This is a genomic window from Pseudomonas sp. UW4 (assembly GCF_000316175.1).
In the GTDB taxonomy this organism is placed as follows: domain Bacteria; phylum Pseudomonadota; class Gammaproteobacteria; order Pseudomonadales; family Pseudomonadaceae; genus Aquipseudomonas; species Aquipseudomonas laurylsulfatiphila.
The window spans coordinates 5465684-5488203 of sequence record NC_019670.1 but is presented as its reverse complement, the minus strand read 5'-3'; the positions used below and the strand labels follow the sequence as shown (position 1 = coordinate 5488203).

At 60.9% G+C, this 22520-nt stretch carries 24 protein-coding genes; 19 read left to right on the top strand and 5 right to left on the bottom strand.

The features are described from left to right. Positions 1–85 precede the first annotated feature (85 nt). From mpl to PPUTUW4_RS24340, 3 genes are read left to right on the top strand one after another with little or no spacing between them, the layout of a single operon-like run. A complete protein-coding gene (mpl, locus tag PPUTUW4_RS24350) occupies positions 86–1435 on the top strand; it encodes a UDP-N-acetylmuramate:L-alanyl-gamma-D-glutamyl-meso-diaminopimelate ligase (RefSeq protein ID WP_015096989.1) in 1350 nt (449 codons plus the stop codon). Continuing rightward, complete coding sequence (ubiX, locus tag PPUTUW4_RS24345) at positions 1432–2064, top strand: flavin prenyltransferase UbiX (protein ID WP_015096988.1); 633 nt, start codon at positions 1432–1434, stop codon at positions 2062–2064. Before mpl ends, ubiX begins: the two co-directional genes overlap by 4 nt. Continuing rightward, positions 2057–2341 carry a YceK/YidQ family lipoprotein gene (locus tag PPUTUW4_RS24340; protein ID WP_015096987.1) on the top strand — a complete coding sequence of 95 codons (285 nt, stop codon included), beginning with the start codon at positions 2057–2059 and terminating at the stop codon, positions 2339–2341. The genes ubiX and PPUTUW4_RS24340 overlap by 8 nt, the downstream gene beginning before the upstream one ends. 151 nt (positions 2342–2492) lie before the next feature. Here PPUTUW4_RS24340 and PPUTUW4_RS24335 read toward each other — a convergent pair whose 3' ends face one another. From PPUTUW4_RS24335 to PPUTUW4_RS24325, 3 genes are all read right to left on the bottom strand, one after another. Further along, positions 2493–3134 carry an oxidoreductase gene (locus tag PPUTUW4_RS24335; protein WP_015096986.1) on the bottom strand — a complete coding sequence of 214 codons (642 nt, stop codon included), beginning with the start codon at positions 3132–3134 and terminating at the stop codon, positions 2493–2495. 27 nt (positions 3135–3161) lie between these two features. Then, a complete protein-coding gene (locus PPUTUW4_RS24330) occupies positions 3162–4880 on the bottom strand; it encodes a C13 family peptidase (RefSeq protein ID WP_015096985.1) in 1719 nt (572 codons plus the stop codon). Between the two features lie 114 nt (positions 4881–4994). After that, complete coding sequence (locus PPUTUW4_RS24325; protein ID WP_007979717.1) at positions 4995–5450, bottom strand: MaoC family dehydratase; 456 nt, start codon at positions 5448–5450, stop codon at positions 4995–4997. A 193-nt stretch (positions 5451–5643) separates the two neighbouring features. Here PPUTUW4_RS24325 and PPUTUW4_RS24320 point away from each other — a divergent pair, with 193 nt between their 5' ends. Genes PPUTUW4_RS24320 through PPUTUW4_RS24310 form a run of 3 tightly spaced genes read left to right on the top strand, consistent with a single transcriptional unit; the run spans position 5644 to position 7320 of the window. Beyond that, positions 5644–6006, top strand: a complete 363-nt coding sequence (locus PPUTUW4_RS24320; protein ID WP_015096984.1) for a CidA/LrgA family protein — start codon at positions 5644–5646, stop codon at positions 6004–6006. After that, positions 6003–6719 (top strand): LrgB family protein, encoded by a 717-nt coding sequence (locus PPUTUW4_RS24315; protein WP_015096983.1) that lies wholly within the window; start codon positions 6003–6005, stop codon positions 6717–6719. Before PPUTUW4_RS24320 ends, PPUTUW4_RS24315 begins: the two co-directional genes overlap by 4 nt. Positions 6720–6729: 10 nt before the next feature. Next, complete coding sequence (locus tag PPUTUW4_RS24310; RefSeq protein WP_007998442.1) at positions 6730–7320, top strand: LON peptidase substrate-binding domain-containing protein; 591 nt, start codon at positions 6730–6732, stop codon at positions 7318–7320. A gap of 128 nt (positions 7321–7448) precedes the next feature. On the opposite strand, the gene PPUTUW4_RS24305 is transcribed toward PPUTUW4_RS24310, so the two are convergent. Then, positions 7449–8765: a bifunctional DedA family/phosphatase PAP2 family protein gene (locus PPUTUW4_RS24305; protein WP_015096982.1), complete on the bottom strand. Its 1317-nt coding sequence runs from the start codon at positions 8763–8765 to the stop codon at positions 7449–7451. A gap of 193 nt (positions 8766–8958) precedes the next feature. Then, positions 8959–9669 carry a DNA-3-methyladenine glycosylase gene (locus PPUTUW4_RS24300; protein ID WP_177325106.1) on the bottom strand — a complete coding sequence of 237 codons (711 nt, stop codon included), beginning with the start codon at positions 9667–9669 and terminating at the stop codon, positions 8959–8961. A 177-nt stretch (positions 9670–9846) separates the two neighbouring features. On the opposite strand from PPUTUW4_RS24300, the gene PPUTUW4_RS24295 reads away from it, so the two are divergent. The 13 genes from PPUTUW4_RS24295 to PPUTUW4_RS24235 all read left to right on the top strand — a co-directional run bounded on the left by PPUTUW4_RS24295 (position 9847) and on the right by PPUTUW4_RS24235 (position 22435). After that, the gene (locus tag PPUTUW4_RS24295) at positions 9847–11118 is read left to right on the top strand and encodes a glutamate-5-semialdehyde dehydrogenase (protein ID WP_015096980.1); all 1272 of its coding nucleotides are present in this window, start codon (positions 9847–9849) and stop codon (positions 11116–11118) included. Position 11119: 1 nt separating this feature from the next. Then, positions 11120–11809: a nicotinate-nucleotide adenylyltransferase gene (gene nadD / locus PPUTUW4_RS24290; RefSeq protein ID WP_015096979.1), complete on the top strand. Its 690-nt coding sequence runs from the start codon at positions 11120–11122 to the stop codon at positions 11807–11809. Positions 11810–11882: 73 nt separating this feature from the next. After that, positions 11883–12377, top strand: a complete 495-nt coding sequence (gene rsfS / locus PPUTUW4_RS24285; protein WP_007975896.1) for a ribosome silencing factor — start codon at positions 11883–11885, stop codon at positions 12375–12377. A gap of 9 nt (positions 12378–12386) precedes the next feature. Further along, positions 12387–12854 carry a 23S rRNA (pseudouridine(1915)-N(3))-methyltransferase RlmH gene (gene rlmH / locus PPUTUW4_RS24280; RefSeq protein WP_007937439.1) on the top strand — a complete coding sequence of 156 codons (468 nt, stop codon included), beginning with the start codon at positions 12387–12389 and terminating at the stop codon, positions 12852–12854. A gap of 12 nt (positions 12855–12866) precedes the next feature. Continuing rightward, complete coding sequence (gene mrdA / locus PPUTUW4_RS24275; RefSeq protein WP_015096978.1) at positions 12867–14762, top strand: penicillin-binding protein 2; 1896 nt, start codon at positions 12867–12869, stop codon at positions 14760–14762. A 31-nt stretch (positions 14763–14793) separates the two neighbouring features. After that, a complete protein-coding gene (gene rodA, locus PPUTUW4_RS24270) occupies positions 14794–15897 on the top strand; it encodes a rod shape-determining protein RodA (RefSeq protein WP_049810841.1) in 1104 nt (367 codons plus the stop codon). A 17-nt stretch (positions 15898–15914) separates the two neighbouring features. Continuing rightward, entirely contained in the window at positions 15915–16925 is a 1011-nt protein-coding gene (gene mltB, locus PPUTUW4_RS24265; RefSeq protein WP_015096976.1) for a lytic murein transglycosylase B, read from the top strand. Next, positions 16925–17935 carry a septal ring lytic transglycosylase RlpA family protein gene (locus PPUTUW4_RS24260; protein ID WP_015096975.1) on the top strand — a complete coding sequence of 337 codons (1011 nt, stop codon included), beginning with the start codon at positions 16925–16927 and terminating at the stop codon, positions 17933–17935. Before mltB ends, PPUTUW4_RS24260 begins: the two co-directional genes overlap by 1 nt. Before the next feature lie 185 nt (positions 17936–18120). Further along, positions 18121–19278 carry a D-alanyl-D-alanine carboxypeptidase family protein gene (locus tag PPUTUW4_RS24255; RefSeq protein WP_015096974.1) on the top strand — a complete coding sequence of 386 codons (1158 nt, stop codon included), beginning with the start codon at positions 18121–18123 and terminating at the stop codon, positions 19276–19278. Between the two features lie 83 nt (positions 19279–19361). Further along, the gene (locus tag PPUTUW4_RS24250) at positions 19362–19637 is read left to right on the top strand and encodes a DUF493 domain-containing protein (RefSeq protein WP_007975882.1); all 276 of its coding nucleotides are present in this window, start codon (positions 19362–19364) and stop codon (positions 19635–19637) included. Continuing rightward, positions 19637–20284 carry a lipoyl(octanoyl) transferase LipB gene (gene lipB, locus PPUTUW4_RS24245; protein ID WP_007975880.1) on the top strand — a complete coding sequence of 216 codons (648 nt, stop codon included), beginning with the start codon at positions 19637–19639 and terminating at the stop codon, positions 20282–20284. Before PPUTUW4_RS24250 ends, lipB begins: the two co-directional genes overlap by 1 nt. A gap of 25 nt (positions 20285–20309) precedes the next feature. Then, positions 20310–21308, top strand: a complete 999-nt coding sequence (gene lipA, locus PPUTUW4_RS24240; protein WP_162130289.1) for a lipoyl synthase — start codon at positions 20310–20312, stop codon at positions 21306–21308. Between the two features lie 176 nt (positions 21309–21484). Beyond that, entirely contained in the window at positions 21485–22435 is a 951-nt protein-coding gene (locus PPUTUW4_RS24235) for an LD-carboxypeptidase (RefSeq protein ID WP_015096973.1), read from the top strand. Positions 22436–22520 lie beyond the last annotated feature (85 nt).

Genomic DNA, 22520 nt, shown 5'->3' with positions numbered 1-22520 from the left:
CGCGAAGGCGTCTTCGGATCTGAAACATCAGGTGCGATTTTCCCCTCCCTAAGCTAACCTGCGACCAAGTTTTACGAGGTCGACTATGCACATTCATATTCTTGGTATCTGCGGCACTTTCATGGGGTCAATGGCGGTTCTGGCCAAAGAACTGGGCCATCACGTGACGGGCTCCGATGCCAACGTCTATCCGCCGATGAGCACTCAGCTGCAAGCCCAGGGCATCGAGTTGACACAAGGCTATGACCCGGCGCAACTCGATCCGGCCCCCGATCTGGTGGTGATCGGCAACGCCATGTCCCGGGGCAACCCGGCGGTGGAGTACGTGCTGAACAAAGGCCTGCCGTACGTTTCCGGCCCGCAATGGCTGGCGGATCACGTGCTGCAAGGTCGTTGGGTGCTGGCCGTTGCCGGTACGCACGGCAAGACCACCACCAGCAGCATGCTGGCCTGGGTGCTGGAGCATGCAGGCATGGCCCCGGGCTTCCTGATCGGCGGCGTACCGCAAAACTTCTCGGTGTCGGCACGCCTGGGTGATACACCCTTCTTCGTCATCGAAGCCGACGAATACGACAGTGCGTTCTTCGACAAGCGCTCCAAGTTCGTACATTACCGCCCACGCACCGCAATCCTGAACAACCTTGAGTTCGATCACGCGGACATCTTCCCGGACCTGCCGGCCATCGAGCGGCAGTTCCATCACCTGGTGCGGACCATCCCGAGCGAAGGCCTGGTGATTCATCCGACTACTGAACCGGCGTTGCAGCGCGTTATCGAGATGGGCTGCTGGACTCCGGTGCAAACCACGGGTGCTGGCGGTCAGTGGCAGGTCAGGTTGCTCAGTGAAGATGGCTCCAGGTTCGAAGTGATGTTCGAAGGCATTGTCCAGGGCGTGGTCGAATGGGACATGACTGGCCAGCACAACGTCGCCAATGCATTGGCCACTTTGGCCGCCGCGCGCCACGTCGGCGTGGTGCCATCCATGGGCATTGCCGCATTGAGCGCGTTCAAAAGCGTGAAGCGCCGGATGGAGAAAGTCGCGGAAGTCCGTGGCATCACCATCTATGACGACTTCGCTCACCACCCGACCGCCATCGCCACCACGCTGGACGGCCTGCGCAAGCGCATCGCCGATGCACCGTTGATCGCGATCATCGAGCCACGTTCCAACTCCATGAAACTTGGCGCGCACCGTGACGGACTGCCGGAAAGCGTGGTCGATGCCGATCAGGTGATCTGGTACGCACCCGCCAACCTCGGCTGGGACCTGGCGGGCACTGCGGCGCTGTGCACTGTGCCGTCGATTGTCAGCGATTCCCTTGAGGGCATCATCGATCGTGTGAAGAGCCAGGCCCAACCCGGCACTCACGTGGTCATCATGAGCAACGGCGGCTTCGGCGGCCTTCACGGCAAGTTGGCCGAGGCACTCAAATGAACAACGGCCCGGACCGCATCACCCTGGCGATGACCGGTGCTTCAGGCGCCCAGTACGGTTTACGCCTGCTCGACTGCCTGGTGCGGGAAGATCGTGAAGTGCACTTCCTGATTTCCAGGGCGGCGCAGTTGGTGATGGCGACCGAAACCGACGTCACGCTGCCGTCCAAACCGCAGATGATGCAGGCATTCCTCACCGAATACACGGGGGCCGTCGCCGGGCAGATTCGGGTGTATGGCAGGGAAGACTGGATGTCGCCGGTGGCCTCGGGTTCCGGCGCGCCAGCGGCGATGGTGGTGGTGCCGTGCTCCACTGGCACGTTGTCGGCGATCGCTAGCGGCGCCTGCAACAACCTGATCGAGCGTGCCGCCGATGTGACGCTCAAAGAGCGTCGCCAACTGATTCTTGTGCCTCGCGAGGCGCCGTATTCGAGCATTCACCTGGAGCACATGCTCAAGTTGTCGAACATGGGCGTGACAATCCTGCCGGCATCACCGGGCTTTTATCATCAGCCGCAAACCATCGACGACCTGATCGATTTCGTCGTGGCGCGGATCCTTAATCTGTTGAATATTCCTCAGGACATGCTGCCGCGATGGGGCGAGCATCATCTGACCAGCGATGAATAAGCTGCTGGTGATGGTGCTGGCGCTGCAATTGGCCGGGTGCGCCACGATGCGTACCCTCGATGCGGCCAAGCCGGGTGCGCCGGTGGTATACGCCGGGACGCGTCTGGATTTGTATGCGATGAATGGCGGTTGTTGCGCGATGGACCGATTCGGCGCGCAAGCGCCGAGCTATCCGGGCGTTGATCTGCCGGCCAGTGCGTTGCTCGACACACTGCTGTTGCCGCTGTCGTTGCTGACGGTGATCGGGGTGAGTTTTCAGGCAACGGGTGGGTTGTAAGGGCGCGTTGTGGCGAGGGGGCTTGCCCCCGTTGGGCTGCGGAGCAGCCCCAAAACCGGCCATCTCCTTTTTTCTGATAAACCGCGAGTTCCATATTTACGACTGCTACGCAGTCGAACGGGGGCAAGCCCCCTCGCCACAGGTCCGCGGATTATTTTCCGAGTTTGCGCAACTCATCCGACTCGACAATCCGCACACCGTCCTGCTCTTCGAGTGCAAGACGCCACATGGCGCGGGCCAATTGGCAGGCTTCGATGCCGTGGTATTTGCCGGGGATCAGGCGTGACAAGGGGCCGGCGACTTTCTCGGCCAGGCGCGGCTCAGCGCGATCACCCAGTAACAACGAAGGGCGGCAAATAGTCAGCTGCGGCCAGTCCTGCGCGCGCAATGCGTACTCCATTTCGCCTTTGACCCGGTTGTAGAAAATCGAGGATCTGCGATCGGCCCCCAGAGCACTGATTACGATCAGGTGTCGTGCGCCCATCTCCCGTGCGCGTTTGGCGAATGCCACCACCATGTCCAGGTCCACTGCGCGAAACGCCTGTTCCGAGCCTGCCTGCTTGATCGTGGTACCCAGGCAGCAATAGGCTATATCGACCCGCCCGTTCAGTTGTGGCAGGAACGCCGTCGGGTCGCCGACCGGGTTTTCCAGGTGCGGGTGTTCGGCCAGTGGCCGGCGTGAGGGGGCCAATACCCGGGTGATCGTTGGCTCGCTGAGCAAGCGATCGAGCAGATGTTCACCCGTCAAACCGGTGGCTCCGGCGAGCAGCACGTGCTGAGGCGTCAAGTACATAGTGTTTCTCCCTTGATACTGTTCAGCTTAGTTGCTGTTTGCATCCTTGCTTTGCATGGTTGCACTTTGCAGTGCTTTTCGTGCCTGTTGTTTGCGCAATAGTTGCCAGTGCGAGAGGACGGTTTTTGGTGCCCAGATCTGTGGTTCGGATGCTTCGAAGCCGTCCGCCAGCTCACGCTCGGCGACAGTGGCCTTGGCCCGTTTGAAGGCTTGTTCCAGATCATCGGTCTGGTTCAGGGCCTGGACGAACAGGGCATCGCCGAAGTAGGTGAAGTTGGCTTCCTCCGAGCAGCCGAAGGAGACTCGGTCGGCCCGCGAGGCTGTCATGATCAGGGTTCGTTCATCCTTGAGAGCGGGGATGAAACCGCCGGAGTAACAGGACGAAATCACGATGATCTTGTCGCGGTTTTTCAGCGGGGCGAGAACAGCGGCCAATTCGTCGGCTGGCAGATCGGCCAGTTCCATGCGCGGCTGGTCCAGTACCAGCTCGTGTTCGCTGGTGCCATGGCTGGTCAGGTAGATGAAAATCAGGTCTTCCGGACCGCTGCGTTCGGCCAGCGCCAGGGCGGCGCGACGCAGGTTCTCCCGGGTAGCCATCGGGCGGTCGGCGAGGTGGTCACGATGGTTCACCAGGCGGATCTGGCCGAAGGCGCCGAAACGGGTGGAGAGCATATTGGCGACGTAGTCGGACTCGCGCAGAAACACGCTTTGCTTGCCATCACCGCCCAGGGTCAACGAATACAGCTCCACCGCCGGGGTCGAGGGCGGAATGTTGGCCAGTGCTGCGTCGAGTAAGCGCCCCTGTGCCAGCAGGCCGAGCTCGAGTGTGTCCGGCAACAGTTTGCCCTCGGCGTCGCGCACGCGCTGGCCATTGATCCAGGTGCCGCTGAGCACAGTGCCATCGGTCAGCACCAGCGTGCCACGGCCCTGGTAACTGTCGTTGTCGAACTGGCCGGTGTAAAAGCTGCCGTCGGCGAGGTTCAGCCGGCCCTGACCGGAAAAGCGCCAGTCGTTGAAGTGGCCGATGTAGTGGCTGCCGTCAGTGCCGATCAACTCGCCCTTGCCGTTCAGCGAACCTTCCTTGAACTGGCCCAGCCACACATCGCCGTCGGCGTTTTCGTAGCGGCCTTTGCCGTGCAGTTGATTGTTCTTGAAACCGCCGACATAGATGTCGCCATCGGCGCTGTTGAACGTGCCGTTGCCTTCCAGTTGGCCGTCGACAAAGTGCCCGGTGAACTGATTGCCGTTGCCGTCACCGCGCTGGCCTTCGCCGTTGGGTTTGCCGTGGGCGAACTGGCCCTGATAGGAGCTGCCGTCTTCGAGTTCGAGGCGACCCAGGCCGGAGTATTGATCGGCCTTGAATTCGCCGCGGTAACTCATGCCGTTTTCTTTGAGCGTGCCTTCGCCGTCACGGCGGCCAGCCTTGAAGCCGCCGCTGTAGCTGTTGGCGTTGGTGGTCAGTGCTCCCTGGCCGTCGAACAGTCCCTGATTGAACTGCCCGCGATAGACTTCGCCATTGCTGCCATGCCATTCGCCCTGGCCCTGCCATTGGCCTTTGTCGAATTCGCCGGCGTACCAGCTGCCGTTCGGGTAGTCGATGCGACCTTTGCCTTGCAGCAAGCCATTGACCAGGTCACCGCGATAGCGTCCGCCGTCTGGCAGGCGTGCGTCGGGGGGCAAAGGAGATTCGCCGTCGCCGCAAGCGGTGAGCATCAGGGTCAAGGCAAGGAGTGCAAGTGGGCGCATAGCGGATTCCGGGCAATTAGGCGAGGGAGTATGCCGCAGCCATGGGTCCTTATACAGGGCGAGGTACCGCAAGAGGGCGCGAAACAGCAGGCGCTGCTTCGCATCCCGGAAGGTTTACACGAAGCACAGGGACAGGGGTTCGGCGATATACGCCGGCTTGTCCGAACCTTCGATTTCCAGGGTGGTGGTGGCCTTGAGCAGCCATTGGCCGGGTTTCTTCTCGATGACTTCGGTCAAATCGACCTTCAGCCGTACCCGCGAATTGACCTTGACCGGCTGGATGAAGCGCACGCTGTCGAGGCCGTAGTTGACCACCATCTTCAAGCCTTGTGGCATGACGAGGATGTCTTCCATCAATTTCGGAATCAGCGACAACGACAGAAAGCCGTGAGCGATAGTGCTGCCAAATGGCGTTTGCGCGGCCTTGACCGGGTCGACGTGGATGAACTGAAAATCCCCTGTGGCTTCGGCGAACAGGTTGATGCGGTCCTGATCGATGGTGAGCCATTCGGAACGTCCAAGTTCCTTGCCGACATAATCTTTGAGCTCTGCAACTGGAACATAGGGCATTGAGACTCTCCTTGGGTTCATCGGTTTTATAGTTTTGAGTTGGGGGGATTTGACCTCCCGGCTTACCACTTTAGATCAACATGGCTGAACGTTGCGGTCAACTGGCCATGCTTTTGGCGAATGCCGGTCTATAGCGTGAGCATGCTTATAATGCCAAGCCAATGCGGGTGACGGATTTTGCGGGAGATCTTTGATGTTGTTACGGGGCCTGACGTGGCTGGTGCTGTTCCAATTGCTCGGCACGGCGATCAATCATTTGTTTCTGCCTGTGTTGCCGGGGCCGATTGTGGGGTTGCTGCTGTTGCTGGTTTACCTCATCTGCCGCGGACAGGTCGGCGAGCCACTGAACCTGGCGGCCGGCAGCCTGCTGCGCTACCTGCCGCTGTTGCTGGTGCCGCCGGCCGTGGGCGTGATGGTGTATGCCGCTGACATCGCGGCGGACTTCTGGGCCATCGTCGGTGCGCTGGTGTTGTCGCTGTTGCTTTCGATGGCCTTCGCCGGGGTGCTGATGCAGCGCATGGTCAAGCGTCACGCGCACTCCGAGGACAACCAATGATCTTCGACTGGCACGGCGCCTGGGCCTCGGTGATTCACCATCCATTATTCGGCATCGGTATCACCCTCGGTGCCTATCAACTCGTCCTTGCGGCATTCGAGAAAACCCGCTGGATCTTTTTGCAGCCGGTGCTGGTCTCCATGTTGCTGGTAATCGGCGTGCTGGCGGGTTGCGGCCTGACTTACGCCGAGTACCGCAAGAGCACCGAGATCCTGAGCATCCTGCTCGGTCCGGCCACTGTCGCGCTGGCGGTGCCGCTTTATCTCAACCTGCGACGGATTCGGCAGTTGTTCTGGCCGATATTTACTACGCTGGTGATAGGCGGGGTGGTGGCCACGGGGATGGGCGTGTTGCTGGGCTGGTGGTTCGGGGCCGAGCACATGATCCTGATGACCATGGCGCCGAAGTCGGTGACGTCGCCGATTGCGATGCTGGTGGCTGAACAGATCGGTGGGGTCGCGGCGCTGGCAGCGGTGTTCGTCCTGATTACCGGTGTGATCGGGGCGATTTTCGGCCCGGCCCTGTTGACTCGCCTCGGCGTGCACAGCCCGGAAGCCAGGGGCATGGCACTGGGCATGACGGCCCATGCGGTCGGCACGTCGGTGGCGTTGCAGGAAAGTGAAGAGTGCGGCGCCTTCGCGGCGCTGGCGATGAGCCTGATGGGTGTGGCCACGGCGGTTTTCTTGCCGCTGGCGGTGTCGATGGTCGTGTAAGGAAATATCTATGAGTCTGCCGCTTTTTCCGTTGAACACAGTGCTGTTCCCAGGTTGCATCCTCGACTTGCAGATCTTCGAAGCGCGCTATCTGGACATGATCGGCCGCTGCATGAAGCAGGGTGGCGGGTTCGGCGTGGTGTGCATCCTCGATGGCGAAGAAGTCGGAATCGCCCCGGCCGGCTACGCGCTGGTGGGTTGTGAAGCGCTGATCACAGATTTCAAACAGCAGGACAACGGCCTGCTGGGGATTCGGGTGCAGGGCGGGCGGCGCTTTCACGTTTTGCGTACCGAAGTGCAACGGGATCAGTTGACCGTCGCCGAGGTCGAGTGGCTGGAAGACGAGCCGGAGCAACCGCTGCAGGACGAGGATGCCGATCTGGTGGCGTTGCTCAAGGCCCTGGCTGAACACCCGATGGTCGAAGCCTTGAACATGGGCACGGAGGCGACTGGGCAGCAATCGCTGGCTAATCAGTTGGCGTACCTGCTCCCTTTCGCCGAGCTGGACAAGATCGACCTGTTGCAACTTGATGATCCGCAACAGCGACTGGATGCGATTCAGGCGTTGCTGGATGAATTGCAAGGAGAGTTGTTTGCTTAATTGTTTTGTTCTCGGTGGGTCGCTTCAAAGGTTAAAATCAAATGCCTGCTTGTAAAATAATCCCGGTCAGTGCGATCGGGATTGTTTTTTGGGGGGGGGTAAGTTGGTGTGCAGCGTAAGTAACGCGCTTAATAAGCATATCTCAACATCGTATGCGGCAAATGCCGCAACACGAAGAACCCGAACAATGCCACCAAGGCTGGGAGCACCAGCCACCAGACCTTGGGCGGCAAGGCGTTGAGCGGTTCCTTGCGCTGGATCAGCCACAGGCTGGCCCCGCAGACACACGCCGCCAGCATTGCGCCGGCCAATACATCCGTCGGCCAATGCGCACCGAGGTAGACGCGCGAAAGTGAAATCGCCAGTGCGGGCAGGCATCCCACCAATAACCAGGTCAGGCGCATCCGGGGTGGTTGCCCGCGGCCGGCCAGAACGGCGAGGGTGAGGAACAGCGCGAAAGACCCTGAAGCATGGCCGCTGGGCATGCTGTAGCTGGTGAGCGGATCGCTCAACACTTCGGGGCGCAAGCGGGCGAAAAAGTACTTGGTCGCGGTATTGGCCAGTGCCGTGAAGAGCAGTGTGCTGCCCGCGAAAATCGCGTGCCGCCATTGCCGCATCAGCAGTAGCAAACCGGTCAGCAGCGCACTGAACAACAACATGTTGCGGAATTCGCCGATCAGCGTGAAGACTACCGCCACTTCATCCAGCAACGGTTTACGATGTTCCTGCACCAGTGTCATCACGCCTTGATCGAGTGCGGACAGGTGCGAATATCCGATAAACAGCCCCGTCAGAATCAGAAGACTCATCCCTGTAATGAACAGCGTCGCGCGGCGATGTCGGCGCAGGCTACTGGTCGCGCTCAAGCCGACCATCAGAGCAATGCTGCCGGCAACAACCCCGGCCTGGAGCCAGAAGCCTTCGGGCAACGGCAAGCGGATTGCCGCGCCCGTGGCCCAGCCAGGCATCAGATAAGCCACCGACCAGCCTGCGCCGGCCAACAGGCTGACGGCGAAGAAGCGCGGGAAAGGCATGTCGCACATTCCGGCCACCATCGGCAGCATTGGCCGCAGGGGGCCGATAAAGCGCCCAACCAGCAGGCTGGCGATGCCGTAGCGCTGGAAATATGACTCTGCCCCGGCGATCCATTCCGGATGATGGCGCAAGCCCGGCAGGCGCCGGATGTTCTGATGGAAGTGCCGCCCCAGAAAATACGAAACGACGTCACCCAGCACCCCGGCGACGAAACCCAGCAAGAGCGTCTCACTGAGCGTCAGCGCGCCACTGCCTGCCAGTACCGCCACGGCGAACAACAACACCGTGCCGGGAACGATCAGCCCGGCAATCGCCAGGCATTCCACAAAGGCTACGATGAATACCGCTGCTGCCAGCCATTGCGGGTTGAGCGCCAACCATCCGGTCACGCTATCGAGCCATGGGCCCATAAAAACCACTCCATCAAATGTTCAATTGCTTCCAGGGGATAAGTGCAACGTTGAATACGCCACTGACCCCTGTGGGAGCGGGCTTGCCCGCGAATGGGACCTTTCGGTCGATATTGACGTTGCCTGACACTCCGCCTTCGCGGGCAAGCCCGCTCCCACAGGAGGTTCCGTTTGCATCAAGTCTGAGTCAATTTCAGGACAGCACAAAATAATCGCGACCTTCGACTTGCCCCCGACGCAGCGGGTTCCGTGTGCAGTAAGCCGCGTAGGTTCCGTCGACGAAGCGGTACATCAGGTGTTCATCGCGTCCGTGGGGGATGCCCAGGCGCGTGGTCTGGATGATGTGGGAGGGCGTCTGGCCGACATGCTCCACCAGCAGCACTTCATGGTCGAAGCGTTTGGCGTCCCACACCGGCACTTTCAGACCCAGCGCCTTGCAGAGCAGGGTTTGCCCGGCGCAGAGCTTTTGTGACGGGCGAGGGTGACCCTGGGCGTCGGGATTGTTCAGCAGCATCTGTGCCAGGCTGGCCGGCCCGCTCAGTTCATCGACCCACGGATAGGCGGACTTGATCAGCACGGCGTTGCCGGGCCCCTGGGCGCTGAAATTAAGGGAATCGCCGCCCCGGGCGTAATACATATAGATGTGGCCGCCATCCAGAAACAAAGCCTTACGCTTTTCTGTGTAGCCGAGGGACGCGTGGCTGCCTTTTTCCGCGCAGTAATAGGCTTCTGTCTCGATGATCCGGGCGCTGAGCCACAGGTCGCCCACTCGATGGCGAATGATTTTGCCCAGTAAGTCCCGGGCCAGAGTTTGCGCGTCACGGTCGAAAAACGCGTCCGGGAGGCCCGTGGGCAGGCTCACGGTGGACGCTCGAGCAGTCAGGTTGGACATGATGACCGGCATTTGTCAGGGCTGAGTGAGTCGTGATGATAACAATTTGAAGCTTAATCCCGGCTGAACGTCGGCAAATACCCCTCCATTTCGACCATCCGCCCGTCACCGCTGTTAGTCCCGGGACGCGACAGCTATAATCTGCCGCTTTACTCTTTACCAAGACCTTATCAAAGACCACGCCAGACCATGACTGAGTCCGTTCTTGATTACATGACCCGCCTGGGTTGCGCTGCCCGCGAAGCTTCCCGCGTGATCGGCCGCGCCAGCACCGCGCAGAAAAACCGCGCCCTGCAGGCCGCTGCCAATGCGCTGGACGCTGCCCGCACCGAGCTGACGGCGGCCAATGAGCTGGATCTGGCTGCCGGTCGCGCCAATGGTCTGGAACCGGCCCTCCTTGAACGTCTGGCGCTGACACCTGCGCGTATTGACGGCATGATCGTCGGCCTGCGCCAGGTGGCGGCCCTGCCGGACCCGGTCGGCGCGATCCGCGACATGAGTTTCCGTCCGTCGGGTATTCAGGTCGGCAAGATGCGCGTGCCACTGGGCGTGATTGGAATCATCTACGAGTCGCGGCCGAATGTGACCATCGATGCCGCCAGTCTGTGCCTGAAGTCCGGCAACGCGACCATCCTGCGTGGCGGTTCAGAGGCTATTCATTCCAATCGGGCCATCGCCGCCTGCATCCAGCGCGGCCTGGCCGAAGCCGGTCTGCCCGCCGCTGTGGTGCAAGTGGTCGAAACCACGGACCGCGCTGCCGTCGGCGCGTTGATCTCCATGCCTGAATACGTCGATGTCATCGTGCCCCGTGGCGGCCGAGGCCTGATCGAACGGGTCAGTCGTGATGCCCGCGTGCCGGTGATCAAGCACCTGGACGGCATTTGCCACGTTTACGTGAGTGAGCACGCCGACCTGGCCAAGGCCCGGCGCATCGCGTTCAACGCCAAGACGTATCGTTATGGCATCTGCGGTGCCATGGAAACGCTGCTGGTGGATCAATCCGTCGCCAAGGATTTCCTGCCCGCGATGGCCGCCCAGTTCCGCGAAAAAGGTGTCGAGCTGCGCGGTTGCGAGCGTACCCGGGCGATCATCGATGCCGTGCCGGCCACCGAGGAAGACTGGAGCACCGAATACCTGGCGCCGATTCTGTCGATCCGCGTGGTCGACGGTCTGGAACAGGCCATCGAGCACATCAATCATTACGGCTCTCACCACACCGATTCGATTGTCAGCGAACACCAGGGCGACACCCGGCGTTTCGTGGCTGAAGTCGACTCGTCGTCGGTGATGATCAACACCCCGACATGCTTCGCCGATGGCTTCGAATACGGATTGGGTGCCGAGATCGGCATTTCTACTGATAAGCTGCACGCCCGTGGCCCGGTGGGCCTCGAAGGACTGACCTGCGAGAAGTACATCGTGGTTGGCGACGGGCAGCTGCGCGGACAGGAGCCGGTCTGACTTGGGCGACATCGACCCGTCAGCCCCGGTCATCGTCAGCGAGCCAGCCCCTCGCCGCATTGGCGTGCTGGGCGGAACGTTCGACCCGGTGCACATCGGCCATTTGCGCGGTGCACTGGAAGTCGCCGAAACCCTGGCGCTCGATGAGCTGCGTCTGACACCCAGTGCCAGGCCGCCCCATCGGGACAAGCCGCAGGTGTCGGCAAAAGACCGTCTGGCGATGGTCGAGTGCGCGGTGGCCGGTGTGGCGCCGTTGGTGGTGGACGCCCGCGAATTGCAGCGGGACAAACCGTCCTACACCATAGATACCCTGGAACTGATGCGCGCCGAACTGGCCGTATCCGACCAGGTTTTTCTGCTTTTGGGCTGGGACGCTTTTTGCGGCCTGCCCACTTGGCATCGCTGGGAAGAGTTGCTCCAGCATTGCCATATCCTGGTGTTGCAACGCCCGGATGCCGACAGCGAACCGCCGGATGCCTTGCGCAACCTGCTGGCAGCGCGCTCGGTGAGCGACCCGCTGGCCCTCAAAGGGCCGAGCGGACAGATTGCATTCGTCTGGCAGACACCGCTTGCGGTATCCGCCACCCAGATCCGTCAACTGCTGGCCAGCGGTAAGTCGGTACGTTTCCTGGTGCCCGACGCGGTCCTGGCCTACATCGATGCGCACGGGCTCTACCGTGCGTCGAACTGAATAGGAGTGCCTCAAGGCACGTGGCAACAACGTGTATTGAAGCGCCCGAACAAACGAGCAAAACGAGTTTTATATGACGAGCAACAACGAAAGCAAAGTAAAACGCAAAGGCACATTCAAGAGCGCCCCGCTGCCGGAAAAGGTCCTCGCCGCCGAGCCGCCTAAGGGCGACGAGCTGGTCAAGATTGCCGTAGCCGCCCTGGAAGACGTCAAGGCCCAGGACGTGCTGGTGATCGATGTTCGCGACAAGCAGAGCATCACTGACTACATGATCATCGCCACCGGTACCTCCAACCGCCAGATCGGCGCGATGCTGGACAAGGTTCGCGAGGCCGTCAAAGCCCTGGGCATCAAGCCGCTGGGTGAAGAAGGCAAGGGCGACAGCGACTGGGTGCTGTTGGACATGGACGACGTGATCGTTCACATGATGACTTCCAACGCCCGTCAGTTCTACGACCTGGAGCGCCTCTGGAAAGGTGCCGAGCAGAGCCGTGCGGCCGATGGCAAGCACCACAGCCCTGAAGTTGGTCACGAGCACTTCAACAAGCTCAACAAAGACCAGGAATAAGGGACCGCTGTGCGACTGCGACTGATCGCCGTCGGTTCACGCATGCCCAAGTGGGTGGAAGAAGGCTGGCATGAATATGCCAAGCGTCTTCCGTCCGAACTGGCGCTGGAACTGGTGGAAATACCGCTCAATACCCGTGGCAAGAATGCCGACGTGGCCCGCTTCATCCGTCAGGAAGGCGAAGCCATGCTGGCCAAGGTCGGGCCGAACGAGCGCGTTGTCACCCTCGAAGTCCATGGCAAGCCCTGGAGCACCGAGCAACTGGCGGTCGAGCTCGATCGCTGGCGGCTGGACTCGCGCACCGTCAACTTCATGGTCGGCGGCCCCGAAGGGCTGGCGCCGGAAGTCTGTGCCCGGGCTGACCAGCGCTGGTCGTTGTCGCCGCTGACCTTGCCGCACCCGCTGGTGCGGATTCTGATCGGCGAACAGTTGTACCGTGCCTGGACCGTGCTGTCCGGTCACCCTTACCACAAGTAGTTCTGCCCTCTCATGACCCAGCCGATCCGCATCAAGGACCACGAAAAAGACGCCCGTCTGGTGCGTGGCCGCGTCGTGTTCGGGGCCATTGCAGTGGTGGCGCTGATTGGCGTGTTGATTGCGCGCCTGTATTTTCTGCAGGTGATCCAGTACGAGTACCACTCGACCCTGTCGGAAAACAACCGCGTCCATGTGCAGCCGATTCCGCCGACCCGCGGCTTGATCTTCGACCGCAATGGCGTGGTGATCGCCGATAACCGGCCCAGCTTCAGCCTGAGCATGACCCGCGAGCGGTCCGGCGACTGGCGGCAAGTGCTCGACGTGATCGTCGAAGTGCTGGAGCTGACGCCCGAGGATCGGGTGATCTTCGAGAAGCGCATGCGTCAGGGGCGCCGACCGTTCGAGCCAGTGCCGATCCTGTTCGAGCTGACCGAAGAGCAGATCGCCCGGATTGCCGTGAACCAGTTCCGCCTGCCTGGTGTGGAAGTAGTCGCGCAACTGGTTCGTCACTACCCGCAGGGCGCGCACTTTGCGCACTCGGTGGGTTACATGGGGCGGATCAACGAGAAAGAACTCAAGTCGCTGGACCCGGTCAACTACAGCGGCACCCACCACATCGGCAAAACCGGGATTGAGCGCTTCTACGAGCCCGAGCTGCACGGCCAGGTGGGTTACGAGGAAGTCGAGACCAACGCCCGGGGCCGCGTGCTGCGCGTGCTCAAGCGTACCGATCCGATTCCCGGCAAAGACATCGTCCTGAGCCTAGACATCAAATTGCAGGAGGCCGCCGAGGCTGCGCTGGGTGGTCGCCGTGGCGCGGTGGTCGCGTTGGACCCGAAAACCGGCGAAGTGCTGGCGATGGTCAGCCAACCGAGTTTCGACCCGAACCTGTTCGTCACCGGCATCAGTTTCAAGGCCTATTCCGAGCTGCGCGATTCCATCGATCGGCCGCTGTTCAACCGCGTGCTGCGTGGCCTGTACCCGCCGGGTTCGACCATCAAGCCCGCGGTGGCGATTGCCGGTCTGGATGCTGGCGTGGTGACAGCGTCGAGCCGAGTGTTCGACCCTGGTTACTACATGCTGCCCAACTACGATCACAAATACCGTAACTGGAACCGTACCGGCGACGGCTTTGTCGACCTCGACACAGCGATCATGCGTTCCAACGACACCTACTTCTATGATCTGGCGCACAAGCTGGGGATCGACCGGTTGTCGGCGTATATGACCAAGTTCGGCATTGGCCAGAAAGTCTCTCTGGACATGTTCGAAGAGTCGCCGGGGTTGATGCCGTCCCGCGAATGGAAACGTGCGACCCGTCGCCAGGCATGGTTCCCGGGCGAGACGCTGATTCTGGGGATCGGCCAGGGCTATATGCAGTCGACTCCGTTGCAGTTGGCCCAGGCCACCGCACTGGTGGCCAACAAAGGCATCTGGAATCGTCCGCACCTGGCCAAGACCATCGAGGGTGTGAAACCGGTGGATGAGAATCCGATGCCGGACATCATCCTGCGCGACCCGTCGGACTGGACCAAGGTCAACCACGGCATGCAGCAGGTTATGCATGGTGCCCGTGGTACGGCGCGCAAAGCCTCGATCGGCGCGCAATACCGAATCGCCGGCAAGTCGGGTACGGCCCAGGTGGTCGCGATCAAACAGGGTGAGAAGTATGACCGTTCCAAGGTTCAGGAGCGCCATCGCGACCACGCCTTGTTCGTCGGCTTTGCGCCGGCCGACGATCCGAAAATCGTGGTGTCGGTGATGGTCGAGAACGGCGAGTCCGGTTCCGGTGTCGCTGCGCCAGTGGTGCGTCAAGTCATGGATGCCTGGCTCCTGGACCAGGACGGTCGGTTGAAGCCCGAATACGCCAGCCCTATCAGTGCAGAGGCTACCGCCCGTGATGAATAACTTCGATCGCATGCTCTCCAGTGAGGATGTGATGCGTCGCCGTGCGACGCTGCTGCAACGCCTGCACATCGACGGCCCGCTGCTGATCCTGCTGCTGACCCTCGCCGCCGGTAGCCTGTTCGTGCTGTATTCGGCCAGCGGCAAGAGCTGGGATCTGCTGGGCAAGCAGGCCACTTCGTTCGGCATCGGCCTGGTGTCGATGATCGTCATCGCCCAGTTCGAGCCGCGCTTCATGGCGCGCTGGGTGCCGCTGGGCTACGTGGTCGGGGTGATGCTGTTGCTGGTGGTGGACATCATGGGGCACAACGCCATGGGCGCTACCCGCTGGATCAACATTCCCGGGGTGATCCGCTTCCAGCCCTCGGAGTTCATGAAGATCCTGATGCCGGCGACTATTGCCTGGTATTTGTCCAAGCGCACCTTGCCGCCCCAGCTCAAGCACGTGGGCGTCAGTCTGATGTTGATCGGCGTGCCGTTCATTCTGATCGTGCGGCAACCGGACCTTGGCACCTCGCTGCTGATCCTGGCCGGCGGCGCTTTCGTGCTGTTCATGGGGGGCTTGCGCTGGCGCTGGATCCTCACCGTGCTGGCTGCCGCCGTTCCCGTGGCGATTGCCATGTGGTTCTTCATCATGCACGACTACCAGAAGCAGCGAATCCTGACATTCCTCGACCCGGAGAGCGATCCGCTCGGTACGGGCTGGAACATCATCCAGTCCAAGGCCGCCATCGGCTCCGGTGGTGTGTTCGGCAAGGGGTGGTTGCTGGGCACCCAGTCGCACCTGGACTTCCTGCCGGAAAGCCATACCGATTTCATCATTGCCGTACTGGGTGAAGAGTTCGGCCTGGTGGGGATCTGTGCGTTGCTGCTGATCTACCTGCTGTTGATCGGGCGTGGCCTGGTGATTACCGCCCAGGCGCAGACATTGTTCGGCAAGTTGCTTGCGGGCAGCCTGACCATGACGTTTTTTGTTTATGTTTTCGTCAACATCGGTATGGTCAGTGGCCTGTTGCCGGTGGTGGGGGTGCCGTTGCCGTTCATTAGCTACGGAGGAACTTCGCTGGTGACGCTGCTGTCAGCGTTTGGGGTTTTGATGTCGATCCATACCCATCGCAAGTGGATCGCGCAGGTTTGAATAAGGTGAAATTTTCAATGCAAGTAATGCGTGGCTGGGTGACTCGATATGCGCCATGGGTCATCCTGGTAAGCATCCTTGGCAGCGGGCAGGAAGCGTTGGCCGGCGACTACGAAGGCTCACCCCAGGTGGCCGAATTCGTCGGTGAAATGACCCGCGACTACGGTTTCGCCGGTGAACAATTGATGGGCGTGTTCCGCGAAGCCGAGCGCAAGCAGTCGATTCTGGACGCCATCTCGAAACCTGCCGAACGGGTCAAGCAGTGGAGCGAGTATCGCCCGATGTTCATCACTGATGCGCGCATAGCCCGCGGGGTGGACTTCTGGCGTCAGCACGAAGCGGTGCTGGCGCGTGCCGAGCAGGAGTACGGCGTGCCGGCCCAGGTGATTGTCTCGATCATCGGCGTTGAAACCTTTTTCGGCCGTAATACCGGAAATTTCCGGGTGATCGATGCCTTGTCGACACTGGGTTTCGACTATCCTCCCCGTGCCGAGTTTTTCCGCAAGGAATTGCGTGAGTTCCTGCTGCTGGCCCGCGAAGAGCAGGTCGATCCGTTGACGCTCAAAGGCTCATACGCTGGCGCAATGGGCTTGCCGCAATTCATGCCGAGCAGTTTCCGCGCTTATGCGGTGGATTTCGACGGTGATGGCCATATCAACATCTGGACCAACCCGGACGATGCCATTGGCAGTGTCGCCAGTTACTTCAAGCGTCATGGCTGGGTCGCTGGCGAACCGGTGGTCAGTCGCGCCGATGTCCGTGGCGATCAGGTTGACGAAGGTTTGACCGCAGGCATCGAACCGACGAAAACCGTCGGGGAGTTGCGAGCCCTGGGGTGGTCAAGTCATGATGCGCTGCGCGATGATATGCCGGTTACTGCTTTCCGCCTGGAAGGCGACAATGGCCCCGAGTACTGGATGGGCCTGAAGAATTTTTACGCGATCACGCGTTATAACCGCAGCGTGATGTACGCCATGGCCGTACATCAACTGTCTGAACAGCTGGTCCAAGCACGGGGCGTCAAGTAATGCGGGCATTGCCTATCAATAAACCCCTGAAGCTGATGGCATGCGCCGCGCTGGCAGTGCTGGTCGCCAGTTGTTCGACCAGCCGCGCGCCGGCCCCGAAGTCCACCACCGCCGTACGCGCGACGCCGGGGCTGGACATCAACCGTGCCCACAAGGATGGCGCGCCGTGGTGGGACGTCGATGTGTCGCGTATCCCGGACGCCACGCCGACCCTGCACACCGGCCCATACAAGGCCGCCCCGTACTCGGTACTGGGCAAAACCTACTTTCCGCTGCAAGAGTCCAAGACCTACGTGCAGTCGGGTACGGCGTCCTGGTACGGCACCAAATTCCATGGCCAGAACACCGCCAATGGCGAAGTCTATGACCTGTACGGCATGAGTGCCGCTCACAAGACGTTGCCGCTGCCAAGTTACGTTCGGGTGACCAACCTGGACAACAACAAGACCGTGATCCTGCGGGTCAACGACCGTGGGCCGTTCTACTCCGACCGGATCATCGACTTGTCGTACGCGGCCGCCAAGAAGCTCGGCTACGCTGAAACCGGCACCGCACGGGTCAAGGTCGAAGGCATCGATCCGCAGCAATGGTGGGCCGCCAAGGGCCGTCCGGCACCATTAATGCTCAACGAACCGAAAGTCGCGCAGAATAGCGCCCCGGTGATCACGGCTTCGGCCGGCACCGTCGAGCAATGGACACCTCCGCCGCAGCAACACGCCGCCGCCGTCGTCCCTGTTCAACTTGCCGACGCAAAAAAAAACGCTTCTGCACCAGCCTCTGGCCAGTATCTGCAGGTGGGCGCGTTCGCCAACCCGGACGCTGCAGAACTGCTGAGGTCGAAGCTCAGCGGGATGGTGAGCGCCCCGGTGTTCATCAGCTCGATCGTGCGCAATCAGCAGACCCTGCATCGGGTGCGCATGGGACCGATCGGTTCGCCGGGTGAAATTGCCCAGGTACAGAACAGCGTGCGCCTGGCCAACCTTGGTTCGCCAAGTGTGGTCACGGAGTAAGCAACACGTAGAACTTGATTGACGATTCACCAGCGATTGGGGGGTGAATCAGGTTGTTGGCTCGTTGAAGAACAAAAGCCCGGCAAGGGTTACAGAGTGAGCAACTGAACACGCGATGACTCGTTAGAAAGTCATCTGATTAGTTTTGCCCTCGGGCAGTTTCCATTAGCGATTTCGAGAGACGGATGAACATCACCACCTTTGCCAAACGCCTGTTCCTGTTAGTCCCGCTGCTTCTCTCACCCGCCGCTTTTGCGGCCGAGATGATGCCTTCGCCACCACAATTGGCTGCCAAGGCCTACGTGCTCATGGATGCCAGCAGCGGCAACGTGCTGGTCGAGAACAATGGTGACCAGCGTCTGCCACCGGCCAGCTTGACCAAGCTGATGACCGCGTACATTGCGACCCTGGAAATCCGTCGTGGCCAGATCGGTGAAAACGACCCGGTGACCGTCAGCGAAAACGCCTGGCGCACCGGTGGTTCGCGGATGTTCATCAAGGTCGGCTCGCAGGTGACTGTCAGCGACCTGCTGCATGGCATCATCATCCAGTCGGGCAACGACGCCAGCGTTGCGCTCTCCGAGCACATCGCCGGCAGCGAAGACGCCTTCGCCGACATGATGAACAAGACCGTGGCTGACCTGGGCATGACCAACAGCCACTTCATGAACCCGACCGGTCTGCCGAATCCTGAGCACTATTCGTCGGCTCACGACATGGCTGTTCTGGCCCGCGCGATCATTCACGAAGACCCGGCTCACTACGCGATCTACTCGCAGAAAGAGTTCTTCTGGAACGGCATCAAGCAACCCAACCGTAACCTGCTGCTGTGGCGCGACAAGACTGTCGACGGCCTGAAGACCGGTCACACCGATGAAGCCGGCTACTGCATGGTGTCTTCGGCCGTACGTGACGGCATGCGTCTGATCGCCGTGGTGTTCGGCACCAACAGCGAAGTGGCCCGTGCCGCCGAAACCCAGAAGCTGCTGACCTACGGTTTCCGTTTCTTCGAAACCCAGACCTTCTATCAGAAGGGCACCGAACTGGCCCAGGCTCCGGTCTGGAAAGGCGCCACCAACCAGGTCAAGGCCGGTCTGGCTGAAGACCTGACCATGACCCTGCCAAAAGGCCAGCTGAAAAAGCTCGCCGCCAGCATGACCATGAACCCGCAACTGATTGCGCCAATCGCCAAGGGCGACGTGATCGGTAAAGTCGAAGTCAAACTGGAAGACAAGGTGGTGCACAGCGCCGACTTGATCGCTCTGGATGGCGTCGAAGAGGGTGGTATCTTCCGTCGCATGTGGGATAGCATCCGTCTATTCTTCTACGGCTTGTTCAACTGATAGTGTGCTCCTGCAAAACCCCGTGCTGATCCGGCGCGGGGCTTTGCCGTCGCCACGGCTTACGCTTACGAGGCCGTTACGCCATGACCGATACCGAAGTAAAGGCGCCAAAGATCGAATTCCCTGCCACTGATTATCCAGTCAAGGTGATCAGCGACACCGGCGTGGGCAACAAGGACAGAATCATCGACATCGTCAGCAAGCACGCCAAGATCAACGACGAGCGTATTGACGAGCGCCAGAGCAGCAACGGCAAATACACCACCATTCAGTTGCACATCGTCGCGACCGACCAGGATCAGCTGTACAACATCAACAGCGAACTGCGGGCCACCGGTTTCGTGCACATGGTGTTGTGATGTCCGGCACGCTGGGCTTTCGCGAGCTCGGCCAGATGGCTTACGAGCCGGTCTGGCATGCCATGCAACGCTTTACCAACGAACGCGGCACCGATGTTGCCGACGAGGTCTGGCTGGTGGAGCACCCGGCGGTGTTCACCCAGGGCCAGGCCGGCAAGGCCGAACACCTGCTGCTTCCCGGTGACATTCCGGTGGTGCAGGTCGACCGTGGGGGGCAGGTGACCTACCACGGCCCTGGCCAGTTGGTGGCTTATCTGCTGCTGGACGTACGCAGGCTCGGGTTTGGCGTGCGCGATCTGGTCAGCCGGATGGAGCAATGCCTGATCGAGCTGCTGGCCAGTTATGGTGTCACCGCCGCGGCCAAGCCCGATGCACCAGGTGTCTATGTCGACGGGGCGAAAATCGCCTCCCTGGGTCTGCGGATCCGCCATGGCTGTTCCTTTCATGGCCTGGCCTTGAACGTGGACATGAACCTGGAACCGTTTCGACGGATTAATCCCTGCGGCTACGCCGGGCTGGCGATGACCCAGCTGAGCGATCACGCAGGATCGATTGAATTTGCCGAGGTAAGTGCCCGGCTGCGCGCGCAGCTCGTCAAACACCTCGACTATGCTGAGCAGACGACCCTCACGGGCGGAATCGACTGATATGACTACTGATGCAGTGCAAACCATGATCCCGACGCTCGATGTCACCGAGCGCCCGGCCCCGCGTCCCAAGGTTGAAGCCGGCGTCAAGCTGCGCGGCGCCGAAAAGGTTGCACGCATCCCGGTGAAGATCATTCCGACCACCGAACTGCCGAAGAAGCCGGACTGGATTCGTGTGCGCATCCCGGTTTCGCCGGAAGTCGACCGCATCAAGGCCTTGCTGCGCAAGCACAAGCTGCACAGCGTGTGCGAAGAGGCTTCCTGCCCGAACCTGGGCGAGTGCTTCTCGGGCGGCACTGCGACCTTCATGATCATGGGTGACATCTGCACCCGTCGTTGCCCGTTCTGCGACGTCGGCCACGGCCGTCCGAAGCCACTGGACGTCAACGAACCGGAAAGCCTGGCCATCGCCATTGCCGACCTGCGCCTGAAGTACGTGGTGATCACCTCGGTGGACCGCGACGACCTGCGCGACGGTGGCGCCCAGCACTTTGCCGACTGCATCCGCGAAATCCGCAAGCTGTCGCCGAACGTGCAGCTCGAAACTCTGGTTCCGGACTACCGTGGCCGCATGGACATCGCCCTGGAAATCACTGCCGCCGAGCCGCCGGATGTGTTCAACCACAACCTGGAAACCGTGCCGCGCCTGTACAAGGCTGCGCGTCCGGGTTCGGACTACCAGTGGTCGTTGACCCTGCTGCAACGCTTCAAGCAGATGATGCCGCACATTCCAACCAAGTCCGGGCTGATGCTGGGCCTGGGCGAGACCGACGAAGAAGTCATCGAAGTCATGAAGCGCATGCGCGAGCACGACATCGACATGCTGACCCTGGGCCAGTACCTGCAACCGTCCCGCAGCCACTTGCCGGTGCAACGCTTCGTGCACCCGGACACCTTCGCCTGGTTCGCCGAGGAAGGCTACAAGATGGGCTTCAAGAACGTTGCCTCGGGTCCGTTGGTACGCTCCTCGTATCACGCCGACGAGCAGGCCAAGCTGGTCAAGGCCGAGCTGATGTCGTCCTGATCTGCGCACGCAAATGAAAAACGCCCGCAACGGTATTCAGCCTTGCGGGCGTTTTTTTTGCCTGAACTACGGCGCTGGCCGCTTTTTCCTGCAACCTGGGGGGCGATTGACCCTCTTCAGTTTGTCCCCGTTCCTGACTACTGTGTGCTGACGTGTTCACACAGGGAGATTCACGAATGACCGCTCGACCGATCCACACCCTTTGCCCTCATGCTCCCGTCCCGGCACTGCCGTCGGAAGGCATGATCGGCGTTATCGCACCCGCCGGTCCCGCGACGCTGGACACCGACAAGGCGGTGCAATGGATGTGTGCCCGAGGTTACTCACTGAAAGTGTTTCCCGGGGTCTACGAGAAAGACGGCTACCTGGCCGGCAGCGACGACGTGCGGCTCAATGACCTGCACGCTGCGTTCGCGGATCGTGAAGTCGATGCCATCATCTGCCTGCGCGGAGGTTACGGCACGCCCCGGCTGCTTGATCGCATCGATTTCCAATTGCTGCGCGACAATGCCAAGCCATTCATCGGTTACAGCGACATCACTGCCGTGCATTTGGCGATCAGTCGTTATGCCGGTTTCGTGACATTTCATGGTCCATTGCTCAATGCCGACCTGCTGGGTGGCAAGCAAATACCAACGGAGTCTTCCTTTTTCAACATGCTGCGCGGGCAGGTGAGGGCGGGCTCGGTGCTGGCGCATCCGGTGGCCTACCCGCTGACCACGATCGAGCCGGGCGTGGCTCATGGGCGCTTGCTCGGAGGCAATCTGGCCATGATCGCCGCGACCATGGGCACGCCCTACGAGATTGATGCCGAGGGCGTCATTCTGTTGATCGAGGACATCAACGAGCCGCTGTATCGCATCGACCGGTTGCTGACCCAACTGCGACTGGCGGGTACGTTGCACAAGCTGTGCGGTGTGTTGGTCGGGGATGTGGCGGGAGTGGAGGTGGCCGCGCTGGACAGGTTGCTCAAGCAGACCTTCGCGCCATTGAAGATTCCGGTGTTGTCCGGGTGGCGAAGCGGGCATTGCGACCCGAATCTGACGCTGCCCATGGGGGCGTTGGTGCGCTTGGATGCCGGGAACAAGGAGTTGATGCTGGAGCAGGATGTGGTGACCAAACGTTAGATGTTCGTTGCCTGGTACTCAGTCTTCGCGAGCAAGCCCGCTCCCACATTTGATCTGTGAGCGCCACAAAATCAATGTGGGAGCG